Origin of the sequence: Campylobacter avium LMG 24591 (assembly GCF_002238335.1) — a bacterium.
GTDB classification, from domain to species: Bacteria; Campylobacterota; Campylobacteria; order Campylobacterales; family Campylobacteraceae; genus Campylobacter_D; species Campylobacter_D avium.
In genome coordinates this window covers 1,022,634-1,049,164 of record NZ_CP022347.1, presented here as the reverse complement: position 1 = coordinate 1,049,164, position 26,531 = coordinate 1,022,634, and the positions used below count along the sequence as shown (strand labels likewise).

The following is a 26,531-nucleotide window of genomic DNA, read 5'->3' as shown; positions in this document are numbered from 1 at the left end:
AGTTTTTATGTTAGCTATGTTTTTTGCTCTTGCTTCTATATTTTTACTTGTTTTTATGCTTAGTAAAAAGATAAATGCACATATGGCTTTGCTTTTAAGTGGTCTTTTGCTACTTTCTTTAGCAGCTATATTTAATCTACATCCTTATATAGTCGAGAAAGGCTCTTTACATTTAGCCTTTTTTGATATATTTGAGGTCTTTAATCAAAAGATGTCTAGCACCCTAGCAGGACTTGGTTTAACTCTTATGAGTATTGCCGGATTTTCCGCTTATATGGATCATGTTGGGGCGTCTTATGCACTTTTTAAGGTTTTTGAAAAGCCTTTAAAAATGGTTAAGCAACCTCTAATTTTGCTACTTGTTGCTTATTTTATAGTGCAGTTTATGGTTCTTTTCATACCATCTCACGCAGGTTTGGCTCTACTTTTAATGGTTACTATGTATCCTATACTTGTAAGATCTGGCGTGTCAAAATTATCAGCCCTAAGCGTTATAGCCATTTGTCAGTATATAGACCACGGACCAGGCTCAGGCAATGTTATCTTTGCGGCAAAACAAGCAAACATAGATCCTGCGACTTATTTTGTCTCTTATCAACTACCAACCACCATACCTATAATCATAGCGGTTGGACTTTCCATTTATTTTTGTGCTAAGTTTTTTGACAAAAAAGAAGGCTTTGTCTTTGATAAAGAGCTTGTAGAAAAAGAGCTAAATGAAAGCAAGGGCAAGGAAGAAGAGCTTAAAAAACCACCTAAAATTTATGCTATTTTACCGGTTTTACCTCTTATCTTAATACTTGGTTTTTCTCCTGTTTTAGATAGCATTTTAGTAGCCTTAAATATCTTTACTCAAGAGCAAATGGATGAATACGCTAAAACAGCCATACGCACAAATGTTCCTGTGGCTATGTTTATTTCTACCTTTGTGGCAATAGCCTTTGAAATGATAAGATATAAGAGTGTTGTAGATACTTTAAATTCCATTATGATTTTCTTTAAGGGAATGGGAAATTTATTTGTAATAACCGTTTCTTTGATAGTTTGTGGTCAAGTCTTTGCGGAAGGGCTTTTAAATGTAGGCTTTGTGGATATTTTAATATCCTTTGCAAAGGACTTAGGCTTTGGTGCCTTTGCTATCATCATCTTTGTATCCTTGCTTTTGGCTGTTTCAGCCTTTTTTATGGGAAGCGGAAATGCGGCATTTTTTTCATTTGCCCCTCTTATACCAAATATAGCAAAGTCTTTTTCGCTTGATACTATAACTATGATAGCACCTATTCAAATAATGACGGGTTTTGGTAGATGTGTAAGCCCTATAGCACCCGCAATATTGGCAATATCAGCTATGGCAAAGGTAAATCCTTTGCAAGTCGTAAAAAGAACAGCTATACCTATGCTTGTAGCTACTATAACAAATATAATTTGCACGTATATTTATCTGTAAGGAGGATAATATGAAAGAAAAAACCAAATTAATTCACATTGCAAGAGGAGATGAAAGCCTAGAGGCAAGACCTGTAAATCCGACTGTTATGAGAGCTTCTACTATACTTTTTAAAAATCACGAAGCTTGGCAAAAATACAGAGAGCTAAGAAAAACTAAAAGAGTTTTAAGTTACGGTGCTCGTGGAACTACTACAAATTTTGAGCTTGAAAAACTTATATGCGAACTTGAAGGTGGATATAGAGCTCAGCTTTTCCCAACAGGACTTGCAGCACTTGGAATGGTTTTGATGAATTATGCTAGTAAAGACGCACATATACTAATAACAGATGCCATTTATGGACCAGTTAGAGCTATTTGTGAAAATTTCTTAGCAAAAATGGGCGTTGAGATTGAATTTTTAAAGGCTGACGCAAGTGATGTGGAGCAAAAGATAAAAGCAAATACAAAGCTTATTTTATGCGAAAGCCCGGGTTCTATACTTTATGAGATTATAGATTTGCCAAAACTATGCAAGATAGCACATTCTCACAATATACCAGTTGCTATTGATAATACATATTCAAGCGGGTATTTTTTAAACCCTTTGAAACTCGGAGTTGATATAAGTGTTATAGCGGCTACAAAGTATCTTGGCGGACATAGCGATGTAATGATGGGTATAGTTGTTATAAATGAAAAAGAATGGAAAAATTTTGATAAATTGCCAGAAATTTTAGGCTTTAATGCAAGCCCAGATGATTGTTATTTGGTGCTTAGAGGTATGAGAACACTTGATGTTAGAATGAGGGCTCACGAAAAAAATGCTAATGAAATTGTTGAATTTTTATCAAGCAGAAAAGAAATAAAAAAGATATATTTTCCAGCCCTAAAAAGCCACGAAGGACACGAAATCTTTAAAAGAGACCATAAGGGCTCAAATGGTATGCTAACCATAGAATTTAATGAAAATATAAGCAAGGAAGAAGCTATAAAATTTGTGGATAATTTAGAGCTTTTTTCCATAGGAGCCTCTTGGGGAGGTTATGAGAGCTTAGCTACTGTAACTGTGCCTCCTAGAACTGTTACTGATTACAGCAAAAGCGGGGTTTTTGTGAGATTTCACATAGGGCTTGAGGATACGCAGGATTTAATAGCTGATTTAAAACAAGCTTTTGATAAGATGAAATAAAGGAGGATTTATGACAGGAGTTAGCGTTTTTGATATGAGAATTTTACAAGATTCTTGGAGCACAAAGGCTATGCGTGATGTTTTTAGCGAGGAAAATAGAATTCAAAAATGGCTAGATGTAGAAGCTGCTTTGGCTAAAGCTCAAGCTTCTTTAGGCATCATACCTAAAGAAGCAGCTGATGAGATAGCTAAAAAAGCCTTTTATAAATTTATGGATATGGATTTTATCTTTACTGAGTTTAAAAAGACAAAACATCCTTTAGTGCCTACTGTTAGAGGGCTTGAAAAGGCTTGTGAAAATGGCTTTGGAGAATTTGTGCATTTTGGAGTTACAACCCAAGACATCATAGATACAGGACTTGTTTTGCAGTTTAAAGAGGGTTTAAAACTTATAAAAGAAAAGCTAAAAGATATAGCTAAATCCCTAAAAAATATAGCCAGTGAGCATAAAAACACGGCTATGATGGGAAGAACCCTTGCCTTACAAGCCTTGCCTATAACCTTTGGACACAAGGTAGCCATTTGGCTTAGCGAGCTTGCAAGACATTACGACAGAATAGAAGAGCTAGAAAAAAGGCTTTATGTAGGTTCTATAGTAGGAGCTGTTGGCACTAAGGCAAGTTTAAGTGATAAATGCAATGAGGTTGAAAAGCTTACTCTTGAAAGCTTGGGTCTTTGTGTGCCAGATATTTCTTGGCAACCAGCAAGGGATAGATTTATAGAACTTGGCTTTGTTTTAGGAAACATAAATGCCACCTTTAACAAAATAGCTCATCAAATTTTACTCCTAGCACATAATGAAATAGACGAGTTAGCAGAGCCTTTTGGCAAGGGTCAAGTTGGAAGCTCAACTATGCCACACAAAAGAAATCCAGCCCTAAGCGAAAATGCCGTAACAGTAAGCAATACCTTTAAATCAAATTTAGCTATCTTAAGCGATATAGAAAGACACGAGCACGAAAGAGATGGACAGGTTTGGAAGATGGAGTGGAAACTTTTACCTGAAATGTTTTTAATGCTTTCTGTAGTGCTTGAAAATATGGCCTTTGTTTTGGCTGATTTAGATGTTAAAAAAGAGCAAATGAAAAGGAATTTAAACACCTTAAAAGGCTTTGTCTTAGCTGAAAGAATTATGTTTGCCCTAAGCGATACTTACGGTAAGCAACACGCACACGAGATAGTTTATGAAAATGCTATGCGTGGCATGGAGAAAAATTTAAGCTTTAAAGAAGTTTTACTAGAAGATGAAAGAGTTAGTAAAATTTTAGATGAAAAGGCACTTGATGAGTTAATGGACGCTAGTACTTATGTGGGTTATGCACCAAAACTTGTTGATGAGTTTTTAGAAAAAATATCCTCAGCAAAAATTTTAAATTAGGAAAAGAGATGTTTTACAGCCAACACTTAGCCTCCTTTATCTTAGATACAAAAGAAATACCAGCTGAGGTAAAAAACAGAGCAAAAGAATTGATGTTAGATAGCATAGGAACAGCCCTAGCTGCCTCTAAGGAACAAAGCGTTTTAAGAGCTTTTGAGGCTTTTAAGGCTATGTCTTGTAAGGAGGCAAAGGAGGCTAAAATTTGGTTTAGCGATGAAAGCATAGAAGCACAATATGCTGCTATGTTAAATGGCTTTGCTGCTCACGCTCTTGATTATGATGATACTCATACAGAGGCTATCTTACACGCTAGTGCCATACTCACGCCACTTTGTCTTACTTGGGGCTTTAGCATTGGTGCTGATGGGGATAAAATTCTAAGAGCCTTTGTTTTGGGCTGGGAGATAGGTGCTAGGCTAGGCGTAGCCTCTAAGGGAAGCTTTCATAAAAGAGGCTTTCACACTACAGCCTTGTGCGGAACTTATGCAGCCACTGTAGCTTCTGCAATACTTCTTGATTTAAACGAAGAAGAGCTTATAAATGCACTTGGCATAGCAGCTTCATTTTCTGCAGGCATAAATGAGTTTTTGTCAAATGGTTCAAATTCAAAGCTTTTGCATATAGCAAATGCCATTAGAAATGGAATTTTCATAGCAAAACTTGCTAAGGCAAAGCTTAGCGGTCCTTTGAGCGTGTTTGAGGGTAGGGATAATTTTTTTCGTGCCTTTGGTATAGAACAAGATTGCGATAAAGATGTCCTTGTAAAAGAGCTTGGCAAAAGCTATGCCGTAATGCAAGTATCCATAAAGCCATACCCAACTTGTCATTTTGCACACGGGCTTATAGACTGTGCCTTAGAGCTTAGAAAAGACGGGCTTAAGGATGAGGATATAAGTAGTATAAAATGCTTTGTAGATGAGGTGCCAATAAGCTTTATTTGCGACCCACTTGAAAAAAAATACGAGCCAAAAAGTGCTTATGAGGCTAAATTTTCTATGCCTTTTTTATTTGCCTTAGCCTTTAAAGATGGCTTTTTATCTCTTAAATCCTTAGAAAATTTAAACAGAGAAGATGTTTTAAGCTTTGCTAAGAAAATTTCTTATGAAAAAAGAGTCTCAAGTGGCTTTCCAAAGTATTTTCCCGGACATTTAGAAGCTCTTTTAAAGGATGGTAAAATTATAAAAAAAGATGTCTTTATAAATAAGGGAAATTTTGACAATCCTTTGAGTTTTGAGGAGTTAAAAGCAAAATTCTTATATAATGCTAAGCTTAGCATTAGCGAGGAAAAGGCTTTAAATATAATAACTCAGATTAAAAACTTAGAAAATTTAAAGACTTTTACCATCTAAAAAAGATGTAAAAATATCAGTTATGATAAAAGCTTAAACAATGCTTTGTTTAAGCTTTGTAATTTTTCACAAATTCTTGTATTCTTTGTATACCTTTTACGATGTTATCCATGCTTGTAGCGTAAGAAAATCTCACAAAACCATCCATGCCAAAGCCAAGACCCGGCACCAAGGCTACTTTTTGCTCCTCTAGCAATCTTTTGCAAAAAAGCATAGAGTCCTTTTCTACATCTTGAATATTAATAAAAAGATAAAAAGCTCCCTTCGGGGTATTGCTAATCTTTAAGCCCTCTATAGAATTTATCATCTCATAAGCTTTGTTTCGTCTTTTTTCAAACTCATTCCTCATCATTTCTATATCCTCATCCACCTCACCAAGCAAGACAGGAATAGCAGCCTTTTGCACTATAGAGCATATGTTTGAAGTGCTTTGAGATTGAAGCTTTTTAAGAGCCTTTATAAGTTCTTTGTCCTTGCAAGCCATATAGCCAAAACGCCAACCCGGCATAGCAGCACACTTAGAAAGTCCATTTATAGTAACAGTTCTTTTTAAGGCGTCATCACTTGCCTTAGCGAAAGAAAAAAAATCTTCATTGTCATACTGTAGTTTTTCATACATCTCATCGCTTAAAACAACTATATCGCTTCCTTCTAGAACAGCGGCTAATTCCTTTAGCTCATCTTTAGAATACACAGCCCCAACGGGATTTGACGGGTAGTTAAGTATAAGCATTTTGCTCTTGCTTGTAATGGCCTTTTTAAGCTCATCAGCTTTTAGCTTAAATGAATTTTCTTCCTTGGTTTGCACCAAAACAGGTTTTGCACCGGCAAATTTCACCATTTCAGGATAACTAACCCAGCAAGGAGCAGGTATGATAGCCTCATCGCCTTCTTCTAGCAAGCATTGTATGCAGTTAAACAAAGACTGCTTGGCTCCAACATTGGTTATAATCTCGCTTGTATCATAATCTAAATCATTATCCCTTTTAAATTTCGTCTGTATGGCTTGCAATACATCCAAATTTCCCTCTACATTTGTATAAGCTGCACAGCCTTGTTCTATAGCCTTTATTGCCGCTTCTTTTACCTTTTTAGGTGTATCAAAGTCAGGCTCACCAGCCGAAAAGCTAAGTATATCCTCGCCTTGTGCTTTTAAGTTTTTTGCTATCGTTGTGATAGCTATTGTTAGCGACTCCTCTAAAACTTGAGAACGTTTGCTTAGTAACATTTTTTATCCTTATTTTTGAATATCGTTGATTTTTCTTTCTAATTCTTGTAATTTTTGTTCTAGCATACTTACCTTATCATCACACAAGCTTTCGAAATTTGCCCTTTCGTTCTTTGTTTTGATGATGTGTGATGGAATTCCAATAGCTGTTGAGTTTGCTGGAACATCTTTTACAACTACTGCATTAGACCCTATTTTTGCATTTTCTCCTACCGTAATATTACCTAAAATTTTCGCACCCGAGCCTATTATCACACCTTTTTTTATGGTTGGGTGTCTTTTGGATTTTGTGTTAGCGTTTGTTGAGCCAAGCGTCACTCCTTGATATATGATAACATCATCTTCTATGATACAAGTTTGCCCTATAACAACTCCTAAAGCATGATCTATAAAAATTCTCCTTCCAAGTTTAGCGCCTGGGTGAAGGTCTACCTTGGTTAAAAAGGTTGATATGCCGCTAATTATCCTTGCTAATCTTTTGAAATTTTTTTCATAAAAAAAATGCGCAAAGCGGTAATTCACCACGCTCCACACGCCCGGATAATTAAAAAATAATTCTATATAAGAGCTAAAGGCCGGGTCTTGCAACTTTGGTTGAGACAAATCTTCTTTTATAAGCTTAAAAATATTCATATATCCACACTTCTTAAATAACCATTATCATTTAAAAACAAATACAGTTCCCCTAGGATTTGTTTTTTCTGACTTTCATTTACTAACTTTGAATTTGCAATTCTTTCGTTTAAAATGTCTTTTATGCTGTGTATATCATAATCTAAATCCTCAAGCGTGTCAAGTATAGACTGCGCTTCTATTATGCTTTTTATTTCATAGCCCTTATCGTTTAATTTAATTGTAGCTTCTGTTGGGTGGATGAAAAGATTATGTCGCATTCCCAACACCTCCTGATAAGCACCAACTAAGAAAAAGCCTAAAAAGTAGTTTTCTTTTTCAACATCAACATCGTGTAAGAATAAAGGATTATCTTTTGAGTATGAAATTTCCCCGTCACTATCACAGGTTATATCCCATATACTAGCACTTCTAGTTGGCTCCTCATCTAGCTTGTGAAGCGGAACTATAGGGAAATTTTGTGCTAAGCCCCAAAAATCTGGCATTGACTGAAAGATAGAAAAATTTACCAAATACCTTTCTTGAACTTCCTCTTGCAAGGCTAGCAAATCGGCTGAGTATTCTTCTTTGCCAAGTATTAAAATAGCCTTTTTAGCTATTAGATGTACTAAAATTTCAGCATTAGACCTGTCATGCAAATCAACATAGCCAAGGTCAAAAAGTGTTAAAATACTCTCCATGCAGTCTAGGCTATCGTGCAGATACTCAAGTGCATTCATGGGTTTTATGCTTTTGTAAAGATCGTATAATTCATCGATTAGCTTTGGATTTTTATCCTTTAAATTAAGCTTTTCCTCTGTATATTCTTGTGAGAAAAGCTCTAAAACCGGAGCTACTAAAACCGCGTGATTTGCAGCCACAAAGCGACCGCTTTCTATGAAAACATCTGGTTCTAGGTCTTTTTTTTGCTCGGCTATATTTTTCAGTATAAATAAAACATCGTTTGCATATTCGCTTAAGGTATAGTTTCGCTTTTTTTCGTTTTTAAACTGAGAATACTCAACAGCAAGCCCTCCGCCTAAATTTATAGCTCTTAAATTTTTAGCCCCCATTTTTCTAAGTTCTGTGTAGATGTTTCCAGCTTCGTTTAAGGCTTTTTTTAGAGGCTGAATTTCAGTGATTTGAGAGCCTATGTGAAAATGTATCATTGTGAATTGGTCTAAAAGCTTGTTTTTCTTTAAAAGGCACATTGCTTCTATGAGCTCTGTTGAGGTAAGTCCAAATTTAGAGTTTATGCCCCCGCTTTTAGCCCAAATTCCTGAGCCAACGGAGTGTAGCCTCACTCTAAGTCCTATATTTGGTTTTGGTTTAAACCTTTGCTTTGCTATATCTATTATGGCTTCAAGCTCGTTTAAGCCCTCTATGGTCAAGGTGATATTATGCCCCATTTCCCTAGCTATGAAGCCTATGTTAATTAACTCTCTATCCTTAAAGCCATTTACTGTTATGGGTGCGTTTTCGTTGTTATAAGCCATGGCTAAAAGTAATTCAGCCTTGCTACCTGCTTCAAGCCCGTAGTTATAAGCCTTTCCAAGCTTTACGAGATTTTTAACAAAACCTGGGTATTGATTTACCTTTAGCGGATATACAGCGTTAAATTTGCCCTTGTAGTTAAATTCCTTTTTAGCCTTGGCAAAGCTTTCGTAAATTTTTTCTATTTGCTTTTGTATTAGATGTGGAAAGCGAAGCAGCAAGGGACCCTTATATCCGTCAGCTCTTAGTTCTTTTACCATGTCAATTATAGCTGGCTTTTTGTTTGCATTTACGCAAATTTTGCCATTTTTTATTATAAAATTATCATTAGCCCAAATATCTAAGCCGTAGTTGTTCATAAAAAATTCTCCAAGTCATTTATGAGTATTTTTTTATCTATTTTACTCTTTAAATTCTTATAAAAAATCTTTCCCTCTTTAAATTCATCATCACCCATGCACAAAAATACACAAGCATTCATGTTGTCAGCTAATTCTAAATGCTTTGAAAGCTTTTTAGCCTCATAATTCATAAAAACTTTTTTGTTTTGCCTTAGTTTTTTCACCAAGCTTATGCTATCTTGCAAGAGCTCTTCATTTAAAATGCAAAAATATATAAGATTTTCATCGTCCGTTTTTGCCTCGTTTTGCTCTAAAATGTCCATAATTCTTTCAATGCCTATAGCAAAGCCAACCCCATATCCACCTTTAGAGCCTAAATCTTGCAGCAACCTATCATACCTTCCGCCACCAGCAATAGCTGCTTTTGCACCTATGCTATCATTTTCAAATTCAAAGGCCGTTTTGCTGTAATAATCAAGTCCTCTAACAAGCCTATCATCCACTTCAAATTTAACTTCATTATCCTTTAAAACTTTTTGCAAAAGCTCAAAGTCTGTTTTGCAAGTTTCACACAAACAGTCTCTCATTTTTGGGTGTTTGATGAGCAAATTTTTACAAGTTTCTTGCTTACAATCTAAAACTCTTATGGGGTTTAGTTCTTTGCGTCTTAAGCAGTCCTCGCAAAATCCACTTTGAGCGTTTAAAAATTCAATCAATTTTTCTCTAAATTTAGGCATACAAGCTTCACAGCCTAAAGAATTTATTTTAAGCGTTGATTTTATACCAAGCTTTTTGAAAATTTCATCCAGGATAAAAATCAAGTTAATATCCTCATAAACGCTCTTTTCGCCAAAGCTTTCTACGCCGAATTGATGAAATTCCCTAAACCTGCCTTTTTGAGGCCTTTCGTATCTAAACATTGAGCCGTGGTAAAACCACCTTTTCGCAGCTTTGTTCTTATCAAATTTTGCGTTTAGATAAGCCCTTACAGCACTTGCAGTTCCTTCAGGCCTTAGTGCAATTTCTCTGTCTGATTTGTCTTTAAATTCATACATTTCCTTGCCAACTATATCAGAGCTTTCCCCAACGCTTCGTTTAAATAAAGCACTAAGCTCCATATGCGGTAAATTTATAAAGCTAAAGGAATAGTTTTTGGCCACTTCCTCGCAGGTTTTTATGATTTTTTCATACAAGGTGGCTTTTTTGTCTATTAAATCTTGAGTTCCTTTTACCGAACTAATCATTTATAAAGTCCTTTATTTTTTTATTTATTATGTGCTTGTCATCTTTTGCGTCTAGTATTATATAAGATATATTTTGTTTTTTTTCTTTTAAGAACAAAATACTTTCTTCTATCTTTCTTTGAATTTGCAAAAAATACTCAAGCCCTCTTTTTTCTATGCTATCTAAATTTTTTGAATTTAACCTAGCTTTTAAGGTGTTTTCATCGGCTTTTAAAAAGATGATTTTATCAGGGAAAAAATCACTCAAAGCAAAGGAATTTAGTCTAAACAGTAGCTCTTTATCAAAGTCTTTAGCATAGGCCATGCCAGAGATTAAGCTTCTATCGCTTATGATTAATTTGTCTTTATTTTTAGATATAAGCTCGTTAAAATGCTGTGCTCTATCGGCCAAAAATAACAAACACTCAGCCTCTTTGCATATATCAAAATCGCTGTTTAAAAGTAGTTTTCTTAGCTCTTTGCCAAGTTTTGTATTGCCCGGTTCAAATGTAAAAAGTGCGTCCTTAAAATAGTCTTTTAAAAGCTTTATTTGAGTGCTTTTGCCCACACAGTCCACGCCCTCAAGCACTACATACATTTTTTATCCCTTAAAAATGGCAAAATTTCTTTAGGAACCAAAGTGCTCACATCGCCTCCGTGAGCACTTATAGAACGCACTATAGAACTTGATATGAAAGCATTTTTTAAATTTGGCATTAAATAAACAGTTTCAAATTCATTCCATAAGGCATTATTTGCGTAGCCAATTTGTAGCTCATACTCAAAGTCGCTAATTGCCCTTAAGCCTCTTATAATGGTATTGATTTTAAGCTCTTTTGCTAAATCAACCAAGAGATTGTCAAAGCTTATTATTCTTATATTTTTATCTTCCAAGCTAGAGGTTGCAAGAGCCACCAAATTTTTTCTAGTTTCTATGTCAAAGCAAGGCCTTTTGTGCTCGCTTTTTGCTACTGCTATAACCACTTCATCAAAAATTTTTAAAGCCCTTTTTATCACATCTAAATGCCCGTTAGTGATAGGATCAAAGGTGCCAGGATATAAACAAGTCATTAAAACTCCATAAAAAATTGTTTATTTTAGCATTTTATTCCCATTTTTTATATAAATTATGCTCTATGTCCATTAAAGAAAGCCATTTTCCAACGAAAAAATTTATTAAATCCTGCAAATTTTCGTTTTTAGAATAATTAGCATAAATCGGTGGAGCTATGATAACTCCTTGCTTACTTAGCTTATAAGCTTGTTTTAAAACAATGCTTGAAAGCGGCATTTCTCTAAGTGCTATAATTAGGCTTTTTCTTTCTTTTAAGGCCACTGCTGCTGCCCTGCTTATCAGGGTATCTGCAAAACCTGAGTAAATTTGCGCTAAGGTGTTGATGGAACAAGGAGCTATGATTGTTTTATCAATGCCAAAAGAACCGCTAGAAATTGGTGCTGCTAGGTTGTTATTATTAAAAAATTCAGTTTTTGCAAGCTTTAATTTTTTTGTGAAAAAATCTATTGGATTTTCATCGGTTTTATTTTCAGCACAAAAGCTTTTTAAAGCACTATCACTAAGCACACAGTAAGTTTTTACATCACTTATATTTTCTAAAGCCTTTAAAAGATAAAAGCCAAGTTCGACCCCACTTGCTCCGCTGATTAAAACTAAAATTTTCATTGAATTTGCACCGTATTTTTGTCTATGATTAAACCCTCAACCACCTTGCCTTCTTTATTTTTAAGCCTTATTTTTTCTCCTATTTTTCCACCCTCAATAGCCTTTAGCTCAACCATCATATTTACCCCTAAATCCTTTAAAATTCCCATAATATTGTCATTTCGTTTAATCAAATCAATTTCTTTAAACATATTTTTTTTCAAAATAGCATTCTTTTTTATCACAGTTTTTGAGACTATGTTTAAATCATCTGTGCTTGATAAGGCTCCTAAAGGAACTCTATCAAAATCCATAAGAACTAAATTATAATCAGTTGCAACCAAGTTTTCGCCTCTATTTATATCTTTATTCGCCCTTAAAACCTGCAAGCTAGCCTTTATGAAATATCTAAAAAAAACAGACCTTTTTATATTTTGAGAATCAAAAAATTCAGCCTTCACATAGCCATTTGCCTTGTTAAAACGAGCATTTGCAAGCCTTATGAATTTCAAGGAGTTAAAGTCCTTTGGGAGAGAGTTTGTTTTTAGAGTGATATTTTTTATGATGAGTTGTGGGAAGTTGTTTTTATATTCTTTTACAAGGGCTAGTTTGATTTCTTCTAAATTTGCAGCACTTGCAAAAACAACAAAAAATGCAAGTGCGAAAAATAGCCTAAACATAGCTTAAAAGATAGGTATCAAAGAATCAGAAAAAGTCTTTTTTATATACTCTTTCATCTCTTTGCTTTGTAAAACCTCTTTTATCACCTTTGTTTTTTCTGAGCTTAAATCCTCTTTTCTCACAGCTATAACTATGGCGTAGTTTTTGTCATTTTCAACAAAAAGTCCGTCTTTATAAGGCTTTAAGGAAGCTCCTAAGGCGTAGTTTGCAGGTATGACAGCTATATCTACATCATCAAGAGATCTTGGAAGCTGGGCTGCTTTTAGGGGCTTAAATTTTAGATTTTTCTTGTTTTCTACTATGTCAAGAGCTGTTTTTAAAGGTTTGTTTTTTACCTTTATAAGAGAGGCTTTTTCAAGCAGTTCTAGAGCTCTGCTTTCATTTGTTGGGTCGTTTGGCAAGGACACAACAGAGCCATCTTTTAAATCTTTAAGATTTTTTATATTTTTTGAGTATATAGCCATAGGTATGAGTATAACTGTGCCTATGTTTTCTAGCTTTGTGCCTTTGTTGTGGTTAAAATCATCTAAAAAAGGCTTGTGTTGATACAAATTCGCATCTAATTCCTTGCTATCTAGAGCTAAATTTGGGGTTACATAATCTGAAAATTCCTTATGCTCTAGCTTGTAGCCTTTTGCCTCAAATAAACTTTTGCTAAAGGCCAAAATTTCGCCATAAGGAGTAGGGGTGGAGCCTATGATAATGCTTTTATCGCTTGCAAGCAAGAAATTTAAAAAGAGCAAAAAGGCAAAAATTTTTTTCATCTTTTATCCTTAAAAGGTTGGTATTGTTGAATCAGAATAATTTTTTAAGATAAAATCTTTTACCTGCGGGCTGTTTAAAATTTCTTTTATCACCTTTGATTTTTCGCTGTTTATATCCTCAGCTCTTACCACAACGAAATTTGCGTAAGGACTATTTGGGTCTTCTAAATAAATCGAATCTTTTTTAGGATTTAGTCCAAAATCAAGCGCATAGTCAGTATTAATCACGGCTATATCAACATCATCCAAGGCACGAGGCACCTGGGCTGCTTTTAGCTCTTTAAATTTAAGCTTAAAAGGATTTTTCACTATGTTTAGTGGTGTTTTGAGCTTGATTTTCTTGTCAAGTTCTATTAACTTTGCGCTTTCTAAAAGCTCTAAGGCTCTGCTTTCATTTGTAGGGTCGTTTGGTATAGCTACGGTAAAGCCTTCTTTAACATCTTTTAGGTCTTTGATTTTTTGAGAATATACAGCCATAGGAAAGATTGCTATGCTTGCAAGCGTGGCAAGATTTGATTTATTAGCCCTATTAAATTCGTCTAAATATGGCTTGTGTTGAAACAAATTTGCATCAACTTGCTTGTCTAAAAGTATTTTATTTGGTATAGAATAATCAGTAAATTCTATCACCTTAAGTTCATAACCTCTTTCTTTAAACATAGGCGCGCTAAATTTCATAATATCGCCGTAAGGAACAGGCGTTATCGCTATGCTTATGGTTTTAGCATATAAAGCAAGACTAAAAAATAAAAACAAAAAAGCAAGTTTTTTCATCTACAATTTCCTTATTTTAATGCGTTTATGTGTATTACTGAGCCCTTGTATTTCTCATCTATGAATTTTCTAACTTCATCACTTTGCAAGGCCTTTACAAGTGCTTTTGTTTTTGCGCTATTTTCATTTCCCTGTTTAACTACGACTATATTGACATAAGGGCTATTTTTGCTTTCTATAAAGATGGAATCTTTGCTAGGATTTAGGTTTGCACCCAAGGCGTAGTTTGAGTTTATGATAGCTAAATCCACTTCATCTAAAGCCCTAGGCACCTGGGCTGCTTTTAATTCTTTGAATTTAAGTTTAAGAGGATTTTTCACTATATCAACAGGAGTTTTTAAAGGCACATTTTTAAAGCTTACAAGACCTGCATTGGCTATTATATCTAAGGCTCTGCTTTCATTTGTTGGGTCATTTGGAACAGCTACTGTTGCACCAGCTTTTACATCTTTTATATTTTTGTATTTTTTAGAATACACCGCCATAGGCTCTATATGAACAGCACCGGCATTTACAAGCTTTGTTTTTCTAACATTGTTAAATTCATCTAGGTAAGGTATATGTTGAAAGAAATTAGCGTCAAGTTCCTTGCTATCTGTTGCTAAATTTGGCTGAACATAGTCATTAAATTCCTTAACAACTAGTTTGTATCCTTGTTTTTCCAAAGTAGGTTTTATGAAATTTAAAATTTCAGCGTGAGGAACCGGCGTAGCACCAACTATAATTTCATTTTCAGCAGCGTTTGCACCTAAGGCTATAAGAAACGATAAAAGCAAAGCACGAATTTTCATGCACTCTCCTTAAAATTTAAAATTAGTGCTAATTCTATCTAAATAAAATTAAGATTGTTTTAACAAAAGATAAACACTTGTTGCTAGTGCTTTGTCTTTCGTGATTTTAGCTTCTGTGAGTAAAATTTTCTCACATTTTTATACTGTGCATAAAAGTAAATTATTATTTTTCACAATTTTTTTTGACAAAATGTATTGAATTTTTATACAATCCATAATTCAAATTAAAATAAGGAAATTTTATGTGTAAAGAGCACACTTGTTTTGAACAAAATGAGGAAAAAAAAGAAGTTTTAGTAAAAAAACAAATACTTTATAAAAACATAGAAGAAGCAAGGCATAATCAAAAAACATTTAATGAAAACTCCATACTGTGCATAAATTTAATGTCTTCAGCAGGAAGTGGCAAAACAACGCTTTTAGAAAGCACTATAAAGGCTTTAAAAGAAGAAATAAAAATAGCCGTTATAGAGGGCGATTTAGAGACAAATAATGACGCAAACAGAGTTATAAAAGCTGGTGCAAAGGCTTATCAAATCACCACAGGACAGACCTGCCATCTAGATGCCTTTATGGTTGAAAAAGCACTTAAGCATATAGATTTAAAGCAAACTAACTTACTTTTTATAGAAAATGTTGGAAATTTAGTTTGTCCAGCTTCTTATGCTTTAGGAGAGCATATAAATGTGGTTTTATTATCTGTTACTGAGGGTAGCGATAAGCCTCAAAAATACCCTGTGATGTTTAGAAAGGCTGATGTGGTTGTCATTTCAAAAGCTGATTTAGCACCTCATTTTGACTTTAATTTTGATGAGGCTATTAAGGGCTGTAAGGACTTAAATCCTAATGTAAAAGTGATAAAACTTGATGCAAAAAATGGAACAAATTTAAATGAATGGCTTGATTTTTTAAGAAAGGAAGTTAAAAATGTGCCTCTCAATACCATCTGAAATTTTAGAAATAGATGAGCATAATAATGCCTTAGTGCAAACGCTTGGAGTAAAAAGAAGGGTAAATTTAGATCTTGTGCCAGAAGCTTGTACGGTGGGTGATTTTGTACTAATTCATGTTGGCGTGGCTATGGAAAAGATAGATAAAGAATATGCCAAAGAAAGCATAAAGATGTATGAAGAAATAGCCTTTAAAATGCAAAATGGCGAGATAGATGAAAATGAAGGGAATTTAGGACTTAATGAATTTTATAGATGATTTTCGCTCAAAAGATACCATTCTAGCCTTTAAAAAACTCATAGAAAAAAATGTAAAAAAACCAATAAATATAATGGAAATTTGCGGAGGGCATACTCATAGTATTATGAAATATGCTTTACCTAGTATTTTACCAAAAGAGATAAATTTCATACACGGACCGGGCTGTCCTGTTTGTGTTATGCCAAGAGAAAGAATAGACACCGCCATAAAACTTGCCTCAAACGAAGATGTTATTTTTTGCACCTTAGGAGACTTGCTAAGGGTTCCGGGAAGCAGTATATCCTTGCTTGAACTTCGTGCAAAAGGAGCTGATGTAAGAGCGCTTTACTCTCCTCTTGATGTCTTAAATATAGCTAAAGAAAATTTAGATAAAAAGATAATCTTTTTCGCACTTGGCTTTGAAACAACCACTCCTATGTCAGCACTTTTGCTTGAAAATGTTATAAAAGAAGATCTTAAAAATGTTTTTTTTCATATAAATCACATAACAGTGCCAAATGCCGTGCATAGCATAATGCAAGATGAAAATGTAAAGATAAACGCCTTTTTAGGACCCTCTCACGTAAGCGTTATAACGGGATATAAAATTTATGAGGATATAGCTAAGAGATATAAAACGCCCATAGCTGTTAGCGGTTTTGAACCTGTTGATATAATGGAATCTGTTTTAAATATAATCTTACAAATAAATGAAGGAAAATTTGAGGTTTTTAATCAATACAAAAGAGCCGTAAGCGAACTTGGCAACACAAAGGCTCAGGCTTTGGTTAAGAAGTATTTTACGCCTTGTGATTTTGAATTTAGAGGGCTTGGACTTATAAAGGATTCTGGCTTAGAATTAAGGGCTGAGTTTTCACAATATGACGCAAGCAAGCTCTTTGATTGTGAGGTTGAAAGCAAGAAAGAAAGCAAAGCCTGTATCTGCGGTCAAATTTTAAGAGGACTTGCAAAGCCTTATGAATGCAAGGTTTTTGGCAAGGCTTGCACCCCTAAAAGTCCTATAGGAAGCTGTATGGTTTCAGGCGAGGGTGCTTGTGCGGCTTATTATAAATACTCAAAGGCTATGTAAATGAAAGAAATTCAACTAGCCCACGGGGGCGGAGGCGAGGAAATGTCTGAGCTTATAGGCAAAATTTTTTCAAGTCTTGATAATGAAGTTTTAAGACAGGCAAATGATGCTGCCTTGCTTGATGATCTAGCTTTTAGCACAGATAGCTTTACTTTAAGTCCTCTTTTTTTGGATGATAATGTAAATATAGGAAAGCTTTGTGTGTGTGGCTCTGTAAATGATGTCTTAATGGTAGGTGCAAAGCCTTTGTATATGAGTTTAGCCTTTATAATAGAAGAGGGTTTTTCTTTTGCTAAATTAGAAAAAATTTTACAAAGTATAAACACAGAGGCTAAAAATGCCGGTGTAAAAGTAGTTTGTGGCGATACAAAGGTAGTGCCAAAGGGCAAGGCTGATGAGCTTTATATAAATACAAGTGTGCTTGGTAAAAACATCAAAAAACTAGAAACAAAAAACATAAAAGCAGGACTTAGTGTAGTGCTTTCAGGCGATGTGGGTAGGCACGGAGCTGCTGTTTTGGTGCAAAGAAATGAGCTTGAAGCTGATGTTAAGAGTGATTGTAAGTGTTTAAAAGATGAGGTTTTTGCACTTTTAGAAGCAAATTTAGGCATTGTTTGTATGAGGGATGCCACAAGAGGAGGGCTTAGTGCTGTGCTTAATGAATGGAGCTTACAAAGTGGCTTTGATATACTAATAAAAGAAGAAAATATAGCCATAAAAGATGAGGTAGCAGGACTTTGTGAGCTTTTTGGCTATGAGCCTTATGAACTTGCAAACGAGGGTAGATTTTTGCTTTGTATAGAAAAAAAAGATGAGCAAAAGGCCTTAGAGATACTTAAAAAATTTAATGAAAATGCAAATATTATAGGAGAAATTTTGCCAAGCAAGGAAGCTAGGGTAATAGTGCAAAATGCTTACGGGGCAAAAAGATACCTAGAGGTTCCAAAGGGCGAGCTTTTGCCAAGGATTTGCTAATGCACGAGTTATCCATAGTTGAGGCTTTGCTAAATCAATGCGAACAAGAGGCTAGAAAAAATAAGGCTAAAAAAGTTGATGAGCTTTATGTAAAGATAGGTCGCTTAAGCGGGGTTGAGGTGGATTTGTTTGTAAATACTTTTGAAACCTTTAAGAAAACTTCCTCCTTTTGCGAAAATGCTAAGCTTTTCGTTGAGATAGCCGAGTTAAGTATCTCTTGTGAGTGCGGTTTTGAAGGCATTTTAGAAAAAAATGTATTTTTCTGCCCTCTTTGCAAGGGCAAAAATTTAAAGGTAATAGACGGAGAGGAACTTTACTTAATGAGACTTTGTATGAGCTAAAGAAAGGATGATAATGAAAAATTCAAATTTAGACAGGGCATTTTTAGGGCATCCAAAGCCCTTAAGCTCACTTTTTAGCTTAGAAATTTGGGAAAGATTTTCTTACTATGGCATTAGAGCCTTGTTAGTTTTTTTTATGACTGCTTCCGTGCTTGATGGAGGGCTTGGACTTAGCAGAGAGTATGCAAGTGCTGTTGTTGGAGTGTTTGCGGGTGCTTTATATCTTGCTACCTTGCCCGGAGGCTACATAGCTGATAATTATCTAGGTCAAAAAAGAGCAGTTTTTATGGGAGCTGTTGTTGTGGCTTTGGGGCATTTAAGCATAGCATTTTCTTATTTTTACAGCTTTATGTTTTATATAGGGCTTGTGCTTATAGTGATTGGCACTGGCTTTTTTAAGCCTTGTTCTTCTGTTATGGTTGGTATGCTTTATAAAAAAGAGGATACTAGAAGGGACGCTGGTTTTACTCTTTTTTATATGGGTATAAACATAGGTGCTTTGATAGCTCCTATAATTTGTGGCTTTTTTTCTGATAAATATGGCTATCACATAGGACTTGGCATAGGCGGACTTGGTATGTTAATAGCCTTAGCGGTGTTTTATTTTAAAACCATACCTGCCTTTGAGGACTTTGAAAAAGAGGTCGGCTTAAATGGCTCTTGGAAAGAACCTGTGCAAAAAAAAGGCTTTGTAAAATACTTATTTATAGGCTTTATCCTCATAGTAGCCATTGTTACAGCTCTTTGTGCTATAGGTATTATAAGTCTTAATCCAGTCTTAATAGCTACTTATATGACCATCATCATAGCCCTTGCTTCTTTAGCTTATTTCATCTTTTTGCTTTTTTTACCAAGCATAAGCTTAGATGAGAAAAAAAGCTTAATTCCTTTTGTCGTGCTTTTTGTGGCTTCTTGCTTTTTTGGTCTGTTTTTGAGCAACAACCAACAACTTATAATCTTTTCGCAAAAGACTTTATGGATAGAAGTGTTTTTGGTTTTGAAATTCCAGCGGCTTGGTTTCAGTCTTTAAATTCACTTTTTATACTTATCATAGCACCTCTTTTAAGCTTTTTGTGGCTTTTTTTAGCAAACAAGAAAAAAGATCCTGATTCTATGTCTAAATTTATACTAGGTCTTGTTTTTGCGGGACTTTCCTTTTTGATAATGTATTTTGCAGCCTCTTATGTAACAGCAAGTGAGGATTCAAGCGGAAATTTTGCTAAGGTTTCTTCCTTGTGGATGGTTGCTTCTTTTTTTTGCCTAACTGTAGGAGAGCTTTGCTTAAGCCCTGTTGGTATGTCTGTGATGACAAAGATAGCTCCTAAAATTTTGCAAAATCAAGTTATGGGATTATTTTTCGTAAGCATATCCTTAGGAAATTTAGTAGCTGGGCTAATAGGCGGTGGTGTTAATTTAGAAAATATCAAAAATCTTCCGGATATATTTATGGACTGCGTTATAATGCTTTTTATAGTAGCCCTTGTTGTTTTGCTTATCAAAAAGCCAATTTATATGCTTTTAAAAACAGATAAAATTTAAAGGATAAAAGATGAGTATTTACGCCCAAAGAGTTAAGAAAATACAAGATCTTATGAAAAAAAACTCCATTGACCTTTTTATAGTTCCCTCCTTTGATATACACTTAAGCGAGTATCCGGCTAAGTGCTTTTTAGAAAGAGAATTTATAAGCGGCTTTAAAGGCTCGGCTGGAACGCTTTTAATCTTTGCAAAAGAAGCCTTTTTAGTAAGCGATGGTCGCTATGAGCTTCAAATGAAAAAAGAGCTTGAGGGAAGCTTTATACAGCCTGTAGTAAGTTCTGATTTTACGCAAGTTTTAAGAGAAAAGATAAAAAATTCTATGCTAGTTGGAGTAGATTATAAAAAGCTTTCTGTGTCCTTAGCTAAGTTACTTAAAGGAATTTTAAAAAAGAAAAAGGCTAGGTTAAAAGATGTAAATTTAGTAACTGAGCTTTGGCTTGATAAGCCTAGCTTACCAAGTGAGAAAATTTTTGAGCAAAGGGCTTCATTTGTGGGCGAAAGCAGAGAAGAAAAGCTAAAAAAGATAAGGGGAATTTTAAAAGAAAAAAAGGCAAATGCACACTTTATCTCAAGTCTTGATGATATAGCTTATATAACGAATTTAAGAGGGCTTGATGTGAATTATAATCCCGTGTTTTTATCCTTTTTATACATAGATGAAAATGAAGCCTTTTTGTTTGTGGATAGCAAAAAGCTTGATATTAAGACAAGGCAAAGGCTGCAAAGGGATAAAATTTTCATAAAAGAGTATGAGGAGTGCTTTTCATTTATAGCTTCTAAAAAGGGTTTAAAAGTCCTAATTGACCCTAACAAAAGCACTTTTTTCATAGCAAGACTTTTTAAAAAGGCAAAAAACAAGCTTATACAAGATGCAAATCCTAGCACGAGATTAAAAGCTTGTAAAAACTCAAAAGAACTTTCAAATTTAAAAAATGCTATGTTAAATGACGGCGTGGCACTTTGTAAGTTTTTTATATGGTTTGAAAAGGAGCTAAAAAAGAAGAGTGTCTTAAGTGAGCTTGATATAGATGAGAAACTAAAAGAATTTAGGGCTAAAAACGAGCTTTATCTTTGCGATAGCTTTGCTACCATAGCAGGTTTTAACGAAAACGCAGCCCTGCCTCACTACCGCGCAAAAAAAGATAGCTTTTCATATATCAAAGCAGACGGACTTTTACTAATTGATTCAGGAGCACAGTATCAAAATGGCACCACAGATATAACAAGGGTTTTAGCACTAGGCAAGATAAGCAAAGAGCATAAAAAAGACTATACAACGGTTTTAAAATCTTTAATAGCAATGAGCGAGGCAGTTTTTCCAAAGGATGTAAATTTAGCACTAATAGATAGCATAGCAAGGGCTAAGATGTGGGAAGAAGGCTTTGAGTATAAGCACGGCACAGGACACGGAGTAGGGTATTTTTTAAATGTGCATGAAGCTCCTATAGTGCTTTCATACTATACAAAGATCAATGAGGATAATAAGGCTAAAATCGGTGTTTTAAACTCCATAGAACCGGGAATTTACAGAGAGGGAAAATGGGGCATTAGGCTTGAAAATTTAGTTTATATAGATGAGAAGCCTTCCTTAAAAGATAGCGAATTTGGAGAATTTTATCATTTTAAAACCTTAACTCTTTGTCCCTTTGAAAAAAAGCTCATAGATAAAAGCCTTTTAGATGAAAAGGAGCTTAAGTGGCTTAATGCTTATCATAATCTAGTCTTTAAAAAGATAGCTCCCTATCTTAATACAAGAGAAAAAAAGTGGCTTGAGGCTAAAACCTCTGCTTTGTAAGCTTGATACTAACTTTGTCTTTGAAAAGAAAGCTTGTTTTTTGAGTAAGCTTTCTTTTTAAGGCTGGAATTTGACTAAGAGCCAAATTCTTAAGCCCAGTCTAAAAAGATATTTTTCGCCCCTGCTTTTTCTAGCTTTTCTTTTAGAGTATTTATCTTTTGCTTAGGATTATCAAAGAATCTTTCGTGAGTTTCAGCAAAGATAAAATCAATCTTTTTAAAAAGCTTTTCATCTAAAAGCTTATCTGAAATTTCAAATCTAGCTCCCTCTATATCAAGTTTTAAGACAGCTTTATTTGTATCATAAAACATAGGTTTTTGATTTTTTATTACACAGTGTCTTTTGAAAAATATGAAATTTTCATTATTCTCATATTTTTCTTTATTTTAAAGTTGAATTTTATTGTTTTTTAGATATAATAATTTGGTATCAGTTTGTTGGATATAAACACAGCTTTTGTGATATACTATGCGTTATGAAAGAAAAAAATTAAGGAGAAAAAATGACGATCAAATATTTAGTTAATGTTGTTGCCGTTGTTGGCTTTTTAAATTGTAGTGTTGTTTTTGCTTATGATAATGCCTCAATGGAGGGAAAAGAGAAAATTACTCGTAACGGTATTAATATTTTTTTAGAGCCAAATTCTCCAAACAAACAAGATTATCTTAATGGAAAATTTGATAAATCCTTAGAAGCTATGAAAAGAGCTTATAAAGCTAACAAAAACAATAAAGCAACAAGAGCTTCAGCTCCTCCGGTAACAGAAGTCCAAATATTAGAAGTTGTTTCTACTAAAGGAGGATATGAGTATGTTTTTGGAAAATCAATAACTGACAAGGATCATGGAGGCGAACTTTTTCAAGTTTCAACTGGTGTAACAGGTTATGGTGGTCTTCAATATGATAGAGCTAAGTTTGCAGGTAATGAAGCGGTGCAATTAAGCTCAGTTGGAGTAGATTTAACTGGTGATAGTGTTGTTGATGGTTGGCTAGATATTTGGGATATTTCTAAACCTGCTAATAAAAGTGGACAGTTTGAATTTACTTCTCAATCTATTAATCCTCCTGGCAATTCAATGAGCACAAGTATCCAGATTAGGTAGTTATATGAAAATTACAAATAACACCTATTTTAATCTGCATAAGATTAATTCTGCCAATAAGCTAAGTATAAGTGATTATGAGGATTTTAGAAATAAAATTAACTCAGATATGGAGGCTAAGAATTATACTGAAGAACAAAGATTAGCAGTTAATACTTTTCTTTCAGCCTCCATGATAGTAGCTAATGCTAGAGAAAATCATAGTAAAAATATAAGTTATTGGGATACAAGAAAAAGACAAGAATATTTTGAAAATGCTCCAAAATACTTAAAGGCACAAATGCTAGAAGAACAAATTTCTATAATCAAAGAGCCTTTTACCATTCAAGAAGGATACCATATAGGAAAATTGAGCTTTCGAGATAGAAAACAACAAACGATTGATTACTTAAAAGATTTGTTGCAAGAAATAAAGGTTTAATCTATTTATCTCTTATGTTTGTGTGTGATGAGTGTAGTAGATCCTTTGCTTAATTGTTTTATTAAACACAAAAACAAAAAAGGGAAAAGAATTATAGCATATTATATACTTTGTCCCCAGCAAGCTGTAACGAAAACGCAGCCCTGCCTCACTACCGCGCAAAAAAAGATAGCTTTTCATATATCAAAGCAGACGGACTTTTACTAATTGATTCAGGAGCACAGTATCAAAACGGCACCACAGATATAACAAGGGTTTTAGCACTAGGCAAGATAAGCAAAGAGCATAAAAAAGACTATACAACGGTTTTAAAATCTTTAATAGCAATGAGTGAGGCTTCTTTTCCAAAGGATGTGAATTTAGCACTAATAGATAGCATAGCAAGGGCTAAGATGTGGGAAGAAGGCTTTGAGTATAAGCACGGCACAGGACACGGAGTAGGGTATTTTTTAAATGTGCATGAAGCTCCTATAGTGCTTTCATACTATACAAAGATCAATGAGGATAATAAGGCTAAAATCGGTGTTTTAAACTCCATAGAACCGGGAATTTACAGAGAGGGAAAATGGGGCATTAGGCTTGAAAATTTAGTTTATATAGATGAGAAGCCTTCCTTAAAAGATAGCGAATTTGGAGAATTTTATCATTTTAAAACCTTAACTCTTTGTCCCTTTGAAAAAAAGCTCATAGATAAAAGCCTTTTAGATGAAAAGGAGCTTAAGTGGCTTAATGCTTATCATAATCTAGTCTTTAAAAAGATAGCTCCCTATCTTAATACAAGAGAAAAAAAGTGGCTTGAGGCTAAAACCTCTGCTTTGTAAGCTTGATACTAACTTTGTCTTTGAAAAGAAAGCTTGTTTTTTGAGTAAGCTTTCTTTTTAAGGCTGGAATTTGACTAAGAGCCAAATTCTTAAGCCCAGTCTAAAAAGATATTTTTCGCCATATATTAAAATTTAAAGTCAAAACCAAAAGATAGCTCATTTAAACTTTTTCTTTTGTAGATGCTTGTATTTTCATTGCTATAAAGATTATATCTTAGAAAAAAATCTGTGTTTTTTAAAATATTAAAAGATAAGGAATTTTCAACTCCAAAATCATAACCTCTGTTATTTACCTTTAAATCAAAGTATTTGTTTAATTCACTTTGAATTCTAGCCTTAGCAAAGCTAAGCACAAAACCAGCCTTTAGACCAAAGGAAGCATTGTTTATATTATCATATCTATATGAGAGCATAGGAAAGAGATAAAGTCCCAAATTTTTATAGTATTTCCCAAGTCCATAACCAAATTCTACTTGAGGATTAAATCTTGTATCGTTGTTTAGGTAATTGGTATATTCATTTTTAACTCTTTTATACAAATTCTCTTTTAAAGAAATGTCTAAAAATTTTGAAAAAGACTGTGTATCTTTTATATCATTTATGGAAAATAAATGCACTAGTTCAAGATTTTTGATAAATATATTTTTTTCATCAAAACCCAACTTCAAAGACATAAGTCTTGATTCACTTAGTTCTTTATAAGCGTAATTACTGTTTTTTATATCAGAATATATAGGTGAAAAATACACATAAACTTGCTTTTGGCTCGAAAAAGCAGTCGCAAAAGTTGAGCTAGGAGCTGTTTTAAATATATCATTATAGCCTTGTTGTTGATAAAATTCTATCTTTTCTTCAGGACTTACAATTTGCAAATTTTCTATTAAATTTTTACTATTTAATTCTTTTATGTATTCATTTGGTGTGATAAAAGGCTTGTTTTTACTGGCTTCATACTTTTCATCAAGCACAGATAAAATTCTAGAAATTCCGTCTGTGCAGTTATTTGTAACGAAAGAATAATGCACATTTATATCTTTTAATTCAAACAAATGCAATCTAAAAAGTTGTTTTTGCTCTTCATTTATATTTAGTTTAAGTTTATATATATTTCTTTTTTCTTGTTTGAGATATAAAAATTCGCTTTCTTCGTATAAATTTAAGGCATAATACCCGCTTAAATTTCCACTTAAAGCCTTTAAATATCCAAGCGGATCTATATCTCCTACTATCGCGTGATAAGAAAGTGCATAAGAGCGAATATCTCCTTTTTTAAATTCTACTTTTTGCCCCAAGGATGTTTTGTTGAAATCCTCTTTTGCTTTGCCTTTTATATGTAGATAAAGATGTCCCATAGTAGAGGCTATATAATTAGTGCTTTCAGCTGCAAAATCAAGATATAATTCATCTAAGACAACTATTTTTAGATAATCTTGCAGTTCTTCGCATTTGCTCAATGCTTGTATTAAAAAATCACTATTTATCTTTTTTGCTATGAAAAAAGTTCGTGCTGGATATTTGCAAAGCACGGTTTTATCATCTATATTTGTGTAGGATAAAAGACCTTGTATTGTCGCTTTAAATTCATTTTTGGGATTTTTGTATCCATCTTTTGCTAGAAAAAATGAGGATTTGCCTTGTATGACAGATTTTTTACCCTCAAAATGAAGTAAATTTAACCAGATTTTATCCTCATAAAATTTCAAGTCTTTTTGTGTGGCATGTAATAAATTAAACAGCAAAAGAAACAAAAAGACTTTTTTCAAACTAAGCTTATTTTCTAATAGGCACTGTATAGCTTTGCTGAGAATAAGACCACATAGACCCAGTTACTCCATCAGTTGTAGAACCTAGAGTTCCGCCTGTTATGATATTTCCTAAAAACCACGGATTAAAAGTTTCTCTACCAGGTATCACAAGTTCACTGTTTTGAATGCCCGGGTTATCACTTGATAAAACAGTGATGGTTGCACCGCTATTTCTATTTATCCTTACCTTGCCTGGTAAAGTTACCTTTGAAGCACCTATGATTGCAATAACTCTTTCACCTGTTGAAGTGTTTATTTGCACCTCTTGTTCGGTAACTTGCCCCTTACTTGCATTTGTTACGGTTGCACAAGCACTAAAAGCTAAGGCTAGCAAAGTAGCCATACACAGATGTTTAAACATTAAAAACTCCTTAAATTAAAATAGGCTTTTGATTTTACAAAAAAAAACTAAATGTAAATTAAGAAATTTTATCTTTAAAAACTGTGAGTTCAAAGCCAAGCATTAGGATATATCTTAGTATTTTCATCAGAGTAAAATTTATCTTTTCAAATAGTTTTATTTTAATTAATCAAAAAA

29 protein-coding genes are annotated in these 26,531 nt (G+C 33.9%); 15 read left to right on the top strand and 14 right to left on the bottom strand.

All coding sequences use genetic code 11. The features are described 5' to 3' along the window. The first annotated feature begins 7 nt into the window (after window positions 1–7). Genes dcuC through CAV_RS05310 form a run of 4 tightly spaced genes read left to right on the top strand, consistent with a single transcriptional unit; the run spans window position 8 to window position 5,345 of the window. Complete coding sequence (gene dcuC / locus CAV_RS05325; RefSeq protein WP_094325463.1) at window positions 8–1,447, top strand: C4-dicarboxylate transporter DcuC; 1,440 nt, start codon at window positions 8–10, stop codon at window positions 1,445–1,447. Window positions 1,448–1,457: 10 nt separating this feature from the next. Further along, the gene (gene metC / locus CAV_RS05320) at window positions 1,458–2,618 is read left to right on the top strand and encodes a cystathionine beta-lyase (RefSeq protein ID WP_094325462.1); all 1,161 of its coding nucleotides are present in this window, start codon (window positions 1,458–1,460) and stop codon (window positions 2,616–2,618) included. Between the two features lie 10 nt (window positions 2,619–2,628). Next, entirely contained in the window at window positions 2,629–3,996 is a 1,368-nt protein-coding gene (gene purB, locus CAV_RS05315; RefSeq protein WP_094325461.1) for an adenylosuccinate lyase, read from the top strand. 8 nt (window positions 3,997–4,004) lie between these two features. Then, window positions 4,005–5,345: an MmgE/PrpD family protein gene (locus CAV_RS05310; RefSeq protein ID WP_094325460.1), complete on the top strand. Its 1,341-nt coding sequence runs from the start codon at window positions 4,005–4,007 to the stop codon at window positions 5,343–5,345. A gap of 49 nt (window positions 5,346–5,394) precedes the next feature. On the opposite strand, the gene CAV_RS05305 is transcribed toward CAV_RS05310, so the two are convergent. Genes CAV_RS05305 through CAV_RS05255 form a run of 11 tightly spaced genes read right to left on the bottom strand, consistent with a single transcriptional unit; the run spans window position 5,395 to window position 14,913 of the window. Next, window positions 5,395–6,573, bottom strand: coding sequence for a pyridoxal phosphate-dependent aminotransferase (locus CAV_RS05305; RefSeq protein ID WP_094325459.1), 1,179 nt, complete (start codon window positions 6,571–6,573; stop codon window positions 5,395–5,397). A 9-nt stretch (window positions 6,574–6,582) separates the two neighbouring features. Further along, window positions 6,583–7,206 (bottom strand): serine O-acetyltransferase, encoded by a 624-nt coding sequence (gene cysE / locus CAV_RS05300; protein WP_094325458.1) that lies wholly within the window; start codon window positions 7,204–7,206, stop codon window positions 6,583–6,585. Next, on the bottom strand, window positions 7,203–9,038 hold the full coding sequence (speA, locus tag CAV_RS05295) for a biosynthetic arginine decarboxylase (protein WP_094325457.1): 1,836 nt from the start codon (window positions 9,036–9,038) through the stop codon (window positions 7,203–7,205). The genes cysE and speA overlap by 4 nt, the downstream gene beginning before the upstream one ends. Beyond that, complete coding sequence (hisS, locus tag CAV_RS05290) at window positions 9,035–10,264, bottom strand: histidine--tRNA ligase (protein ID WP_094325456.1); 1,230 nt, start codon at window positions 10,262–10,264, stop codon at window positions 9,035–9,037. Before hisS ends, speA begins: the two co-directional genes overlap by 4 nt. Further along, the gene (gene tmk, locus CAV_RS05285; protein WP_094325455.1) at window positions 10,257–10,841 is read right to left on the bottom strand and encodes a dTMP kinase; all 585 of its coding nucleotides are present in this window, start codon (window positions 10,839–10,841) and stop codon (window positions 10,257–10,259) included. Before tmk ends, hisS begins: the two co-directional genes overlap by 8 nt. Beyond that, window positions 10,832–11,314, bottom strand: a complete 483-nt coding sequence (gene coaD / locus CAV_RS05280) for a pantetheine-phosphate adenylyltransferase (protein ID WP_094325454.1) — start codon at window positions 11,312–11,314, stop codon at window positions 10,832–10,834. The genes tmk and coaD overlap by 10 nt, the downstream gene beginning before the upstream one ends. 34 nt (window positions 11,315–11,348) lie before the next feature. Further along, complete coding sequence (locus tag CAV_RS05275; protein ID WP_094325453.1) at window positions 11,349–11,924, bottom strand: UbiX family flavin prenyltransferase; 576 nt, start codon at window positions 11,922–11,924, stop codon at window positions 11,349–11,351. Further along, window positions 11,921–12,583, bottom strand: a complete 663-nt coding sequence (gene flgA, locus CAV_RS05270) for a flagellar basal body P-ring formation chaperone FlgA (protein ID WP_094325452.1) — start codon at window positions 12,581–12,583, stop codon at window positions 11,921–11,923. Before flgA ends, CAV_RS05275 begins: the two co-directional genes overlap by 4 nt. A gap of 3 nt (window positions 12,584–12,586) precedes the next feature. Further along, the gene (locus CAV_RS05265; protein ID WP_094325451.1) at window positions 12,587–13,348 is read right to left on the bottom strand and encodes a MetQ/NlpA family ABC transporter substrate-binding protein; all 762 of its coding nucleotides are present in this window, start codon (window positions 13,346–13,348) and stop codon (window positions 12,587–12,589) included. Between the two features lie 9 nt (window positions 13,349–13,357). Continuing rightward, on the bottom strand, window positions 13,358–14,122 hold the full coding sequence (locus tag CAV_RS05260; RefSeq protein ID WP_094325450.1) for a MetQ/NlpA family ABC transporter substrate-binding protein: 765 nt from the start codon (window positions 14,120–14,122) through the stop codon (window positions 13,358–13,360). 11 nt (window positions 14,123–14,133) lie between these two features. Continuing rightward, on the bottom strand, window positions 14,134–14,913 hold the full coding sequence (locus tag CAV_RS05255) for a MetQ/NlpA family ABC transporter substrate-binding protein (RefSeq protein ID WP_094325449.1): 780 nt from the start codon (window positions 14,911–14,913) through the stop codon (window positions 14,134–14,136). A 242-nt stretch (window positions 14,914–15,155) separates the two neighbouring features. Here CAV_RS05255 and hypB point away from each other — a divergent pair, with 242 nt between their 5' ends. The 8 genes from hypB to CAV_RS05220 are packed head-to-tail and all read left to right on the top strand — an operon-like array spanning window position 15,156 to window position 21,844. Next, complete coding sequence (hypB, locus tag CAV_RS05250) at window positions 15,156–15,863, top strand: hydrogenase nickel incorporation protein HypB (RefSeq protein WP_094325448.1); 708 nt, start codon at window positions 15,156–15,158, stop codon at window positions 15,861–15,863. Further along, the gene (locus CAV_RS05245; RefSeq protein ID WP_094325447.1) at window positions 15,841–16,122 is read left to right on the top strand and encodes a HypC/HybG/HupF family hydrogenase formation chaperone; all 282 of its coding nucleotides are present in this window, start codon (window positions 15,841–15,843) and stop codon (window positions 16,120–16,122) included. The genes hypB and CAV_RS05245 overlap by 23 nt, the downstream gene beginning before the upstream one ends. Continuing rightward, the gene (hypD, locus tag CAV_RS05240) at window positions 16,106–17,194 is read left to right on the top strand and encodes a hydrogenase formation protein HypD (protein ID WP_094325446.1); all 1,089 of its coding nucleotides are present in this window, start codon (window positions 16,106–16,108) and stop codon (window positions 17,192–17,194) included. The genes CAV_RS05245 and hypD overlap by 17 nt, the downstream gene beginning before the upstream one ends. Then, complete coding sequence (hypE, locus tag CAV_RS05235) at window positions 17,195–18,169, top strand: hydrogenase expression/formation protein HypE (RefSeq protein WP_094325445.1); 975 nt, start codon at window positions 17,195–17,197, stop codon at window positions 18,167–18,169. It begins immediately after the preceding gene. Then, window positions 18,169–18,510 carry a hydrogenase maturation nickel metallochaperone HypA/HybF gene (locus CAV_RS05230; RefSeq protein ID WP_094325444.1) on the top strand — a complete coding sequence of 114 codons (342 nt, stop codon included), beginning with the start codon at window positions 18,169–18,171 and terminating at the stop codon, window positions 18,508–18,510. The genes hypE and CAV_RS05230 overlap by 1 nt, the downstream gene beginning before the upstream one ends. Window positions 18,511–18,523: 13 nt before the next feature. After that, window positions 18,524–19,540, top strand: a complete 1,017-nt coding sequence (locus CAV_RS05225) for a peptide MFS transporter (RefSeq protein WP_245807385.1) — start codon at window positions 18,524–18,526, stop codon at window positions 19,538–19,540. Continuing rightward, window positions 19,423–20,049 carry an oligopeptide:H+ symporter gene (locus CAV_RS09085; RefSeq protein ID WP_245807384.1) on the top strand — a complete coding sequence of 209 codons (627 nt, stop codon included), beginning with the start codon at window positions 19,423–19,425 and terminating at the stop codon, window positions 20,047–20,049. The genes CAV_RS05225 and CAV_RS09085 overlap by 118 nt, the downstream gene beginning before the upstream one ends. Before the next feature lie 10 nt (window positions 20,050–20,059). Further along, entirely contained in the window at window positions 20,060–21,844 is a 1,785-nt protein-coding gene (locus tag CAV_RS05220) for an aminopeptidase P family protein (RefSeq protein WP_094325442.1), read from the top strand. 89 nt (window positions 21,845–21,933) lie between these two features. On the opposite strand, the gene CAV_RS05215 is transcribed toward CAV_RS05220, so the two are convergent. Next, window positions 21,934–22,155 (bottom strand): hypothetical protein, encoded by a 222-nt coding sequence (locus tag CAV_RS05215; protein WP_094325441.1) that lies wholly within the window; start codon window positions 22,153–22,155, stop codon window positions 21,934–21,936. A gap of 191 nt (window positions 22,156–22,346) precedes the next feature. Here CAV_RS05215 and CAV_RS05210 point away from each other — a divergent pair, with 191 nt between their 5' ends. From CAV_RS05210 to CAV_RS05200, 3 genes are all read left to right on the top strand, one after another. Next, window positions 22,347–22,946, top strand: coding sequence for a DUF4879 domain-containing protein (locus tag CAV_RS05210; RefSeq protein ID WP_094325440.1), 600 nt, complete (start codon window positions 22,347–22,349; stop codon window positions 22,944–22,946). Between the two features lie 4 nt (window positions 22,947–22,950). Next, window positions 22,951–23,367 (top strand): hypothetical protein, encoded by a 417-nt coding sequence (locus tag CAV_RS05205; protein ID WP_094325439.1) that lies wholly within the window; start codon window positions 22,951–22,953, stop codon window positions 23,365–23,367. A 110-nt stretch (window positions 23,368–23,477) separates the two neighbouring features. Then, window positions 23,478–24,188 carry a M24 family metallopeptidase gene (locus CAV_RS05200; protein WP_245807383.1) on the top strand — a complete coding sequence of 237 codons (711 nt, stop codon included), beginning with the start codon at window positions 23,478–23,480 and terminating at the stop codon, window positions 24,186–24,188. Window positions 24,189–24,313: 125 nt separating this feature from the next. On the opposite strand, the gene CAV_RS05195 is transcribed toward CAV_RS05200, so the two are convergent. Both CAV_RS05195 and CAV_RS05190 read right to left on the bottom strand, forming a co-directional pair. Continuing rightward, window positions 24,314–25,951, bottom strand: a complete 1,638-nt coding sequence (locus CAV_RS05195; RefSeq protein WP_169711636.1) for a lipoprotein N-acyltransferase Lnb domain-containing protein — start codon at window positions 25,949–25,951, stop codon at window positions 24,314–24,316. 7 nt (window positions 25,952–25,958) lie between these two features. Then, complete coding sequence (locus tag CAV_RS05190; RefSeq protein ID WP_094325436.1) at window positions 25,959–26,354, bottom strand: hypothetical protein; 396 nt, start codon at window positions 26,352–26,354, stop codon at window positions 25,959–25,961. Between the last annotated feature and the right edge of the window lie 177 nt (window positions 26,355–26,531).

Bases quoted from the DNA above. Each gene is read 5' to 3' on its own strand.
- hypB (WP_094325448.1), top strand. From the start codon at position 15,156: ATGTGTAAAGAGCACACTTGTTTTGAACAAAATGAGGAAAAAAAAGAA.
- tmk (WP_094325455.1), bottom strand. From the start codon at position 10,841: ATGTATGTAGTGCTTGAGGGCGTGGACTGTGTGGGCAAAAGCACTCAA.
- CAV_RS05260 (WP_094325450.1), bottom strand. From the start codon at position 14,122: ATGAAAAAACTTGCTTTTTTGTTTTTATTTTTTAGTCTTGCTTTATAT.
- flgA (WP_094325452.1), bottom strand. From the start codon at position 12,583: ATGTTTAGGCTATTTTTCGCACTTGCATTTTTTGTTGTTTTTGCAAGT.
- CAV_RS05305 (WP_094325459.1), bottom strand. From the start codon at position 6,573: ATGTTACTAAGCAAACGTTCTCAAGTTTTAGAGGAGTCGCTAACAATA.
- CAV_RS05220 (WP_094325442.1), top strand. From the start codon at position 20,060: ATGAGTATTTACGCCCAAAGAGTTAAGAAAATACAAGATCTTATGAAA.
- CAV_RS05245 (WP_094325447.1), top strand. From the start codon at position 15,841: ATGTGCCTCTCAATACCATCTGAAATTTTAGAAATAGATGAGCATAAT.
- CAV_RS05225 (WP_245807385.1), top strand. From the start codon at position 18,524: ATGAAAAATTCAAATTTAGACAGGGCATTTTTAGGGCATCCAAAGCCC.
- dcuC (WP_094325463.1), top strand. From the start codon at position 8: ATGTTAGCTATGTTTTTTGCTCTTGCTTCTATATTTTTACTTGTTTTT.
- CAV_RS05230 (WP_094325444.1), top strand. From the start codon at position 18,169: ATGCACGAGTTATCCATAGTTGAGGCTTTGCTAAATCAATGCGAACAA.
- purB (WP_094325461.1), top strand. From the start codon at position 2,629: ATGACAGGAGTTAGCGTTTTTGATATGAGAATTTTACAAGATTCTTGG.
- metC (WP_094325462.1), top strand. From the start codon at position 1,458: ATGAAAGAAAAAACCAAATTAATTCACATTGCAAGAGGAGATGAAAGC.
- CAV_RS05255 (WP_094325449.1), bottom strand. From the start codon at position 14,913: ATGAAAATTCGTGCTTTGCTTTTATCGTTTCTTATAGCCTTAGGTGCA.
- cysE (WP_094325458.1), bottom strand. From the start codon at position 7,206: ATGAATATTTTTAAGCTTATAAAAGAAGATTTGTCTCAACCAAAGTTG.
- hypE (WP_094325445.1), top strand. From the start codon at position 17,195: ATGAAAGAAATTCAACTAGCCCACGGGGGCGGAGGCGAGGAAATGTCT.
- CAV_RS05210 (WP_094325440.1), top strand. From the start codon at position 22,347: ATGACGATCAAATATTTAGTTAATGTTGTTGCCGTTGTTGGCTTTTTA.
- coaD (WP_094325454.1), bottom strand. From the start codon at position 11,314: ATGACTTGTTTATATCCTGGCACCTTTGATCCTATCACTAACGGGCAT.
- CAV_RS05310 (WP_094325460.1), top strand. From the start codon at position 4,005: ATGTTTTACAGCCAACACTTAGCCTCCTTTATCTTAGATACAAAAGAA.
- speA (WP_094325457.1), bottom strand. From the start codon at position 9,038: ATGAACAACTACGGCTTAGATATTTGGGCTAATGATAATTTTATAATA.
- CAV_RS05215 (WP_094325441.1), bottom strand. From the start codon at position 22,155: ATGTTTTATGATACAAATAAAGCTGTCTTAAAACTTGATATAGAGGGA.
- CAV_RS05205 (WP_094325439.1), top strand. From the start codon at position 22,951: ATGAAAATTACAAATAACACCTATTTTAATCTGCATAAGATTAATTCT.
- CAV_RS05275 (WP_094325453.1), bottom strand. From the start codon at position 11,924: ATGAAAATTTTAGTTTTAATCAGCGGAGCAAGTGGGGTCGAACTTGGC.
- CAV_RS05190 (WP_094325436.1), bottom strand. From the start codon at position 26,354: ATGTTTAAACATCTGTGTATGGCTACTTTGCTAGCCTTAGCTTTTAGT.
- hypD (WP_094325446.1), top strand. From the start codon at position 16,106: ATGAATTTTATAGATGATTTTCGCTCAAAAGATACCATTCTAGCCTTT.
- CAV_RS05265 (WP_094325451.1), bottom strand. From the start codon at position 13,348: ATGAAAAAAATTTTTGCCTTTTTGCTCTTTTTAAATTTCTTGCTTGCA.
- hisS (WP_094325456.1), bottom strand. From the start codon at position 10,264: ATGATTAGTTCGGTAAAAGGAACTCAAGATTTAATAGACAAAAAAGCC.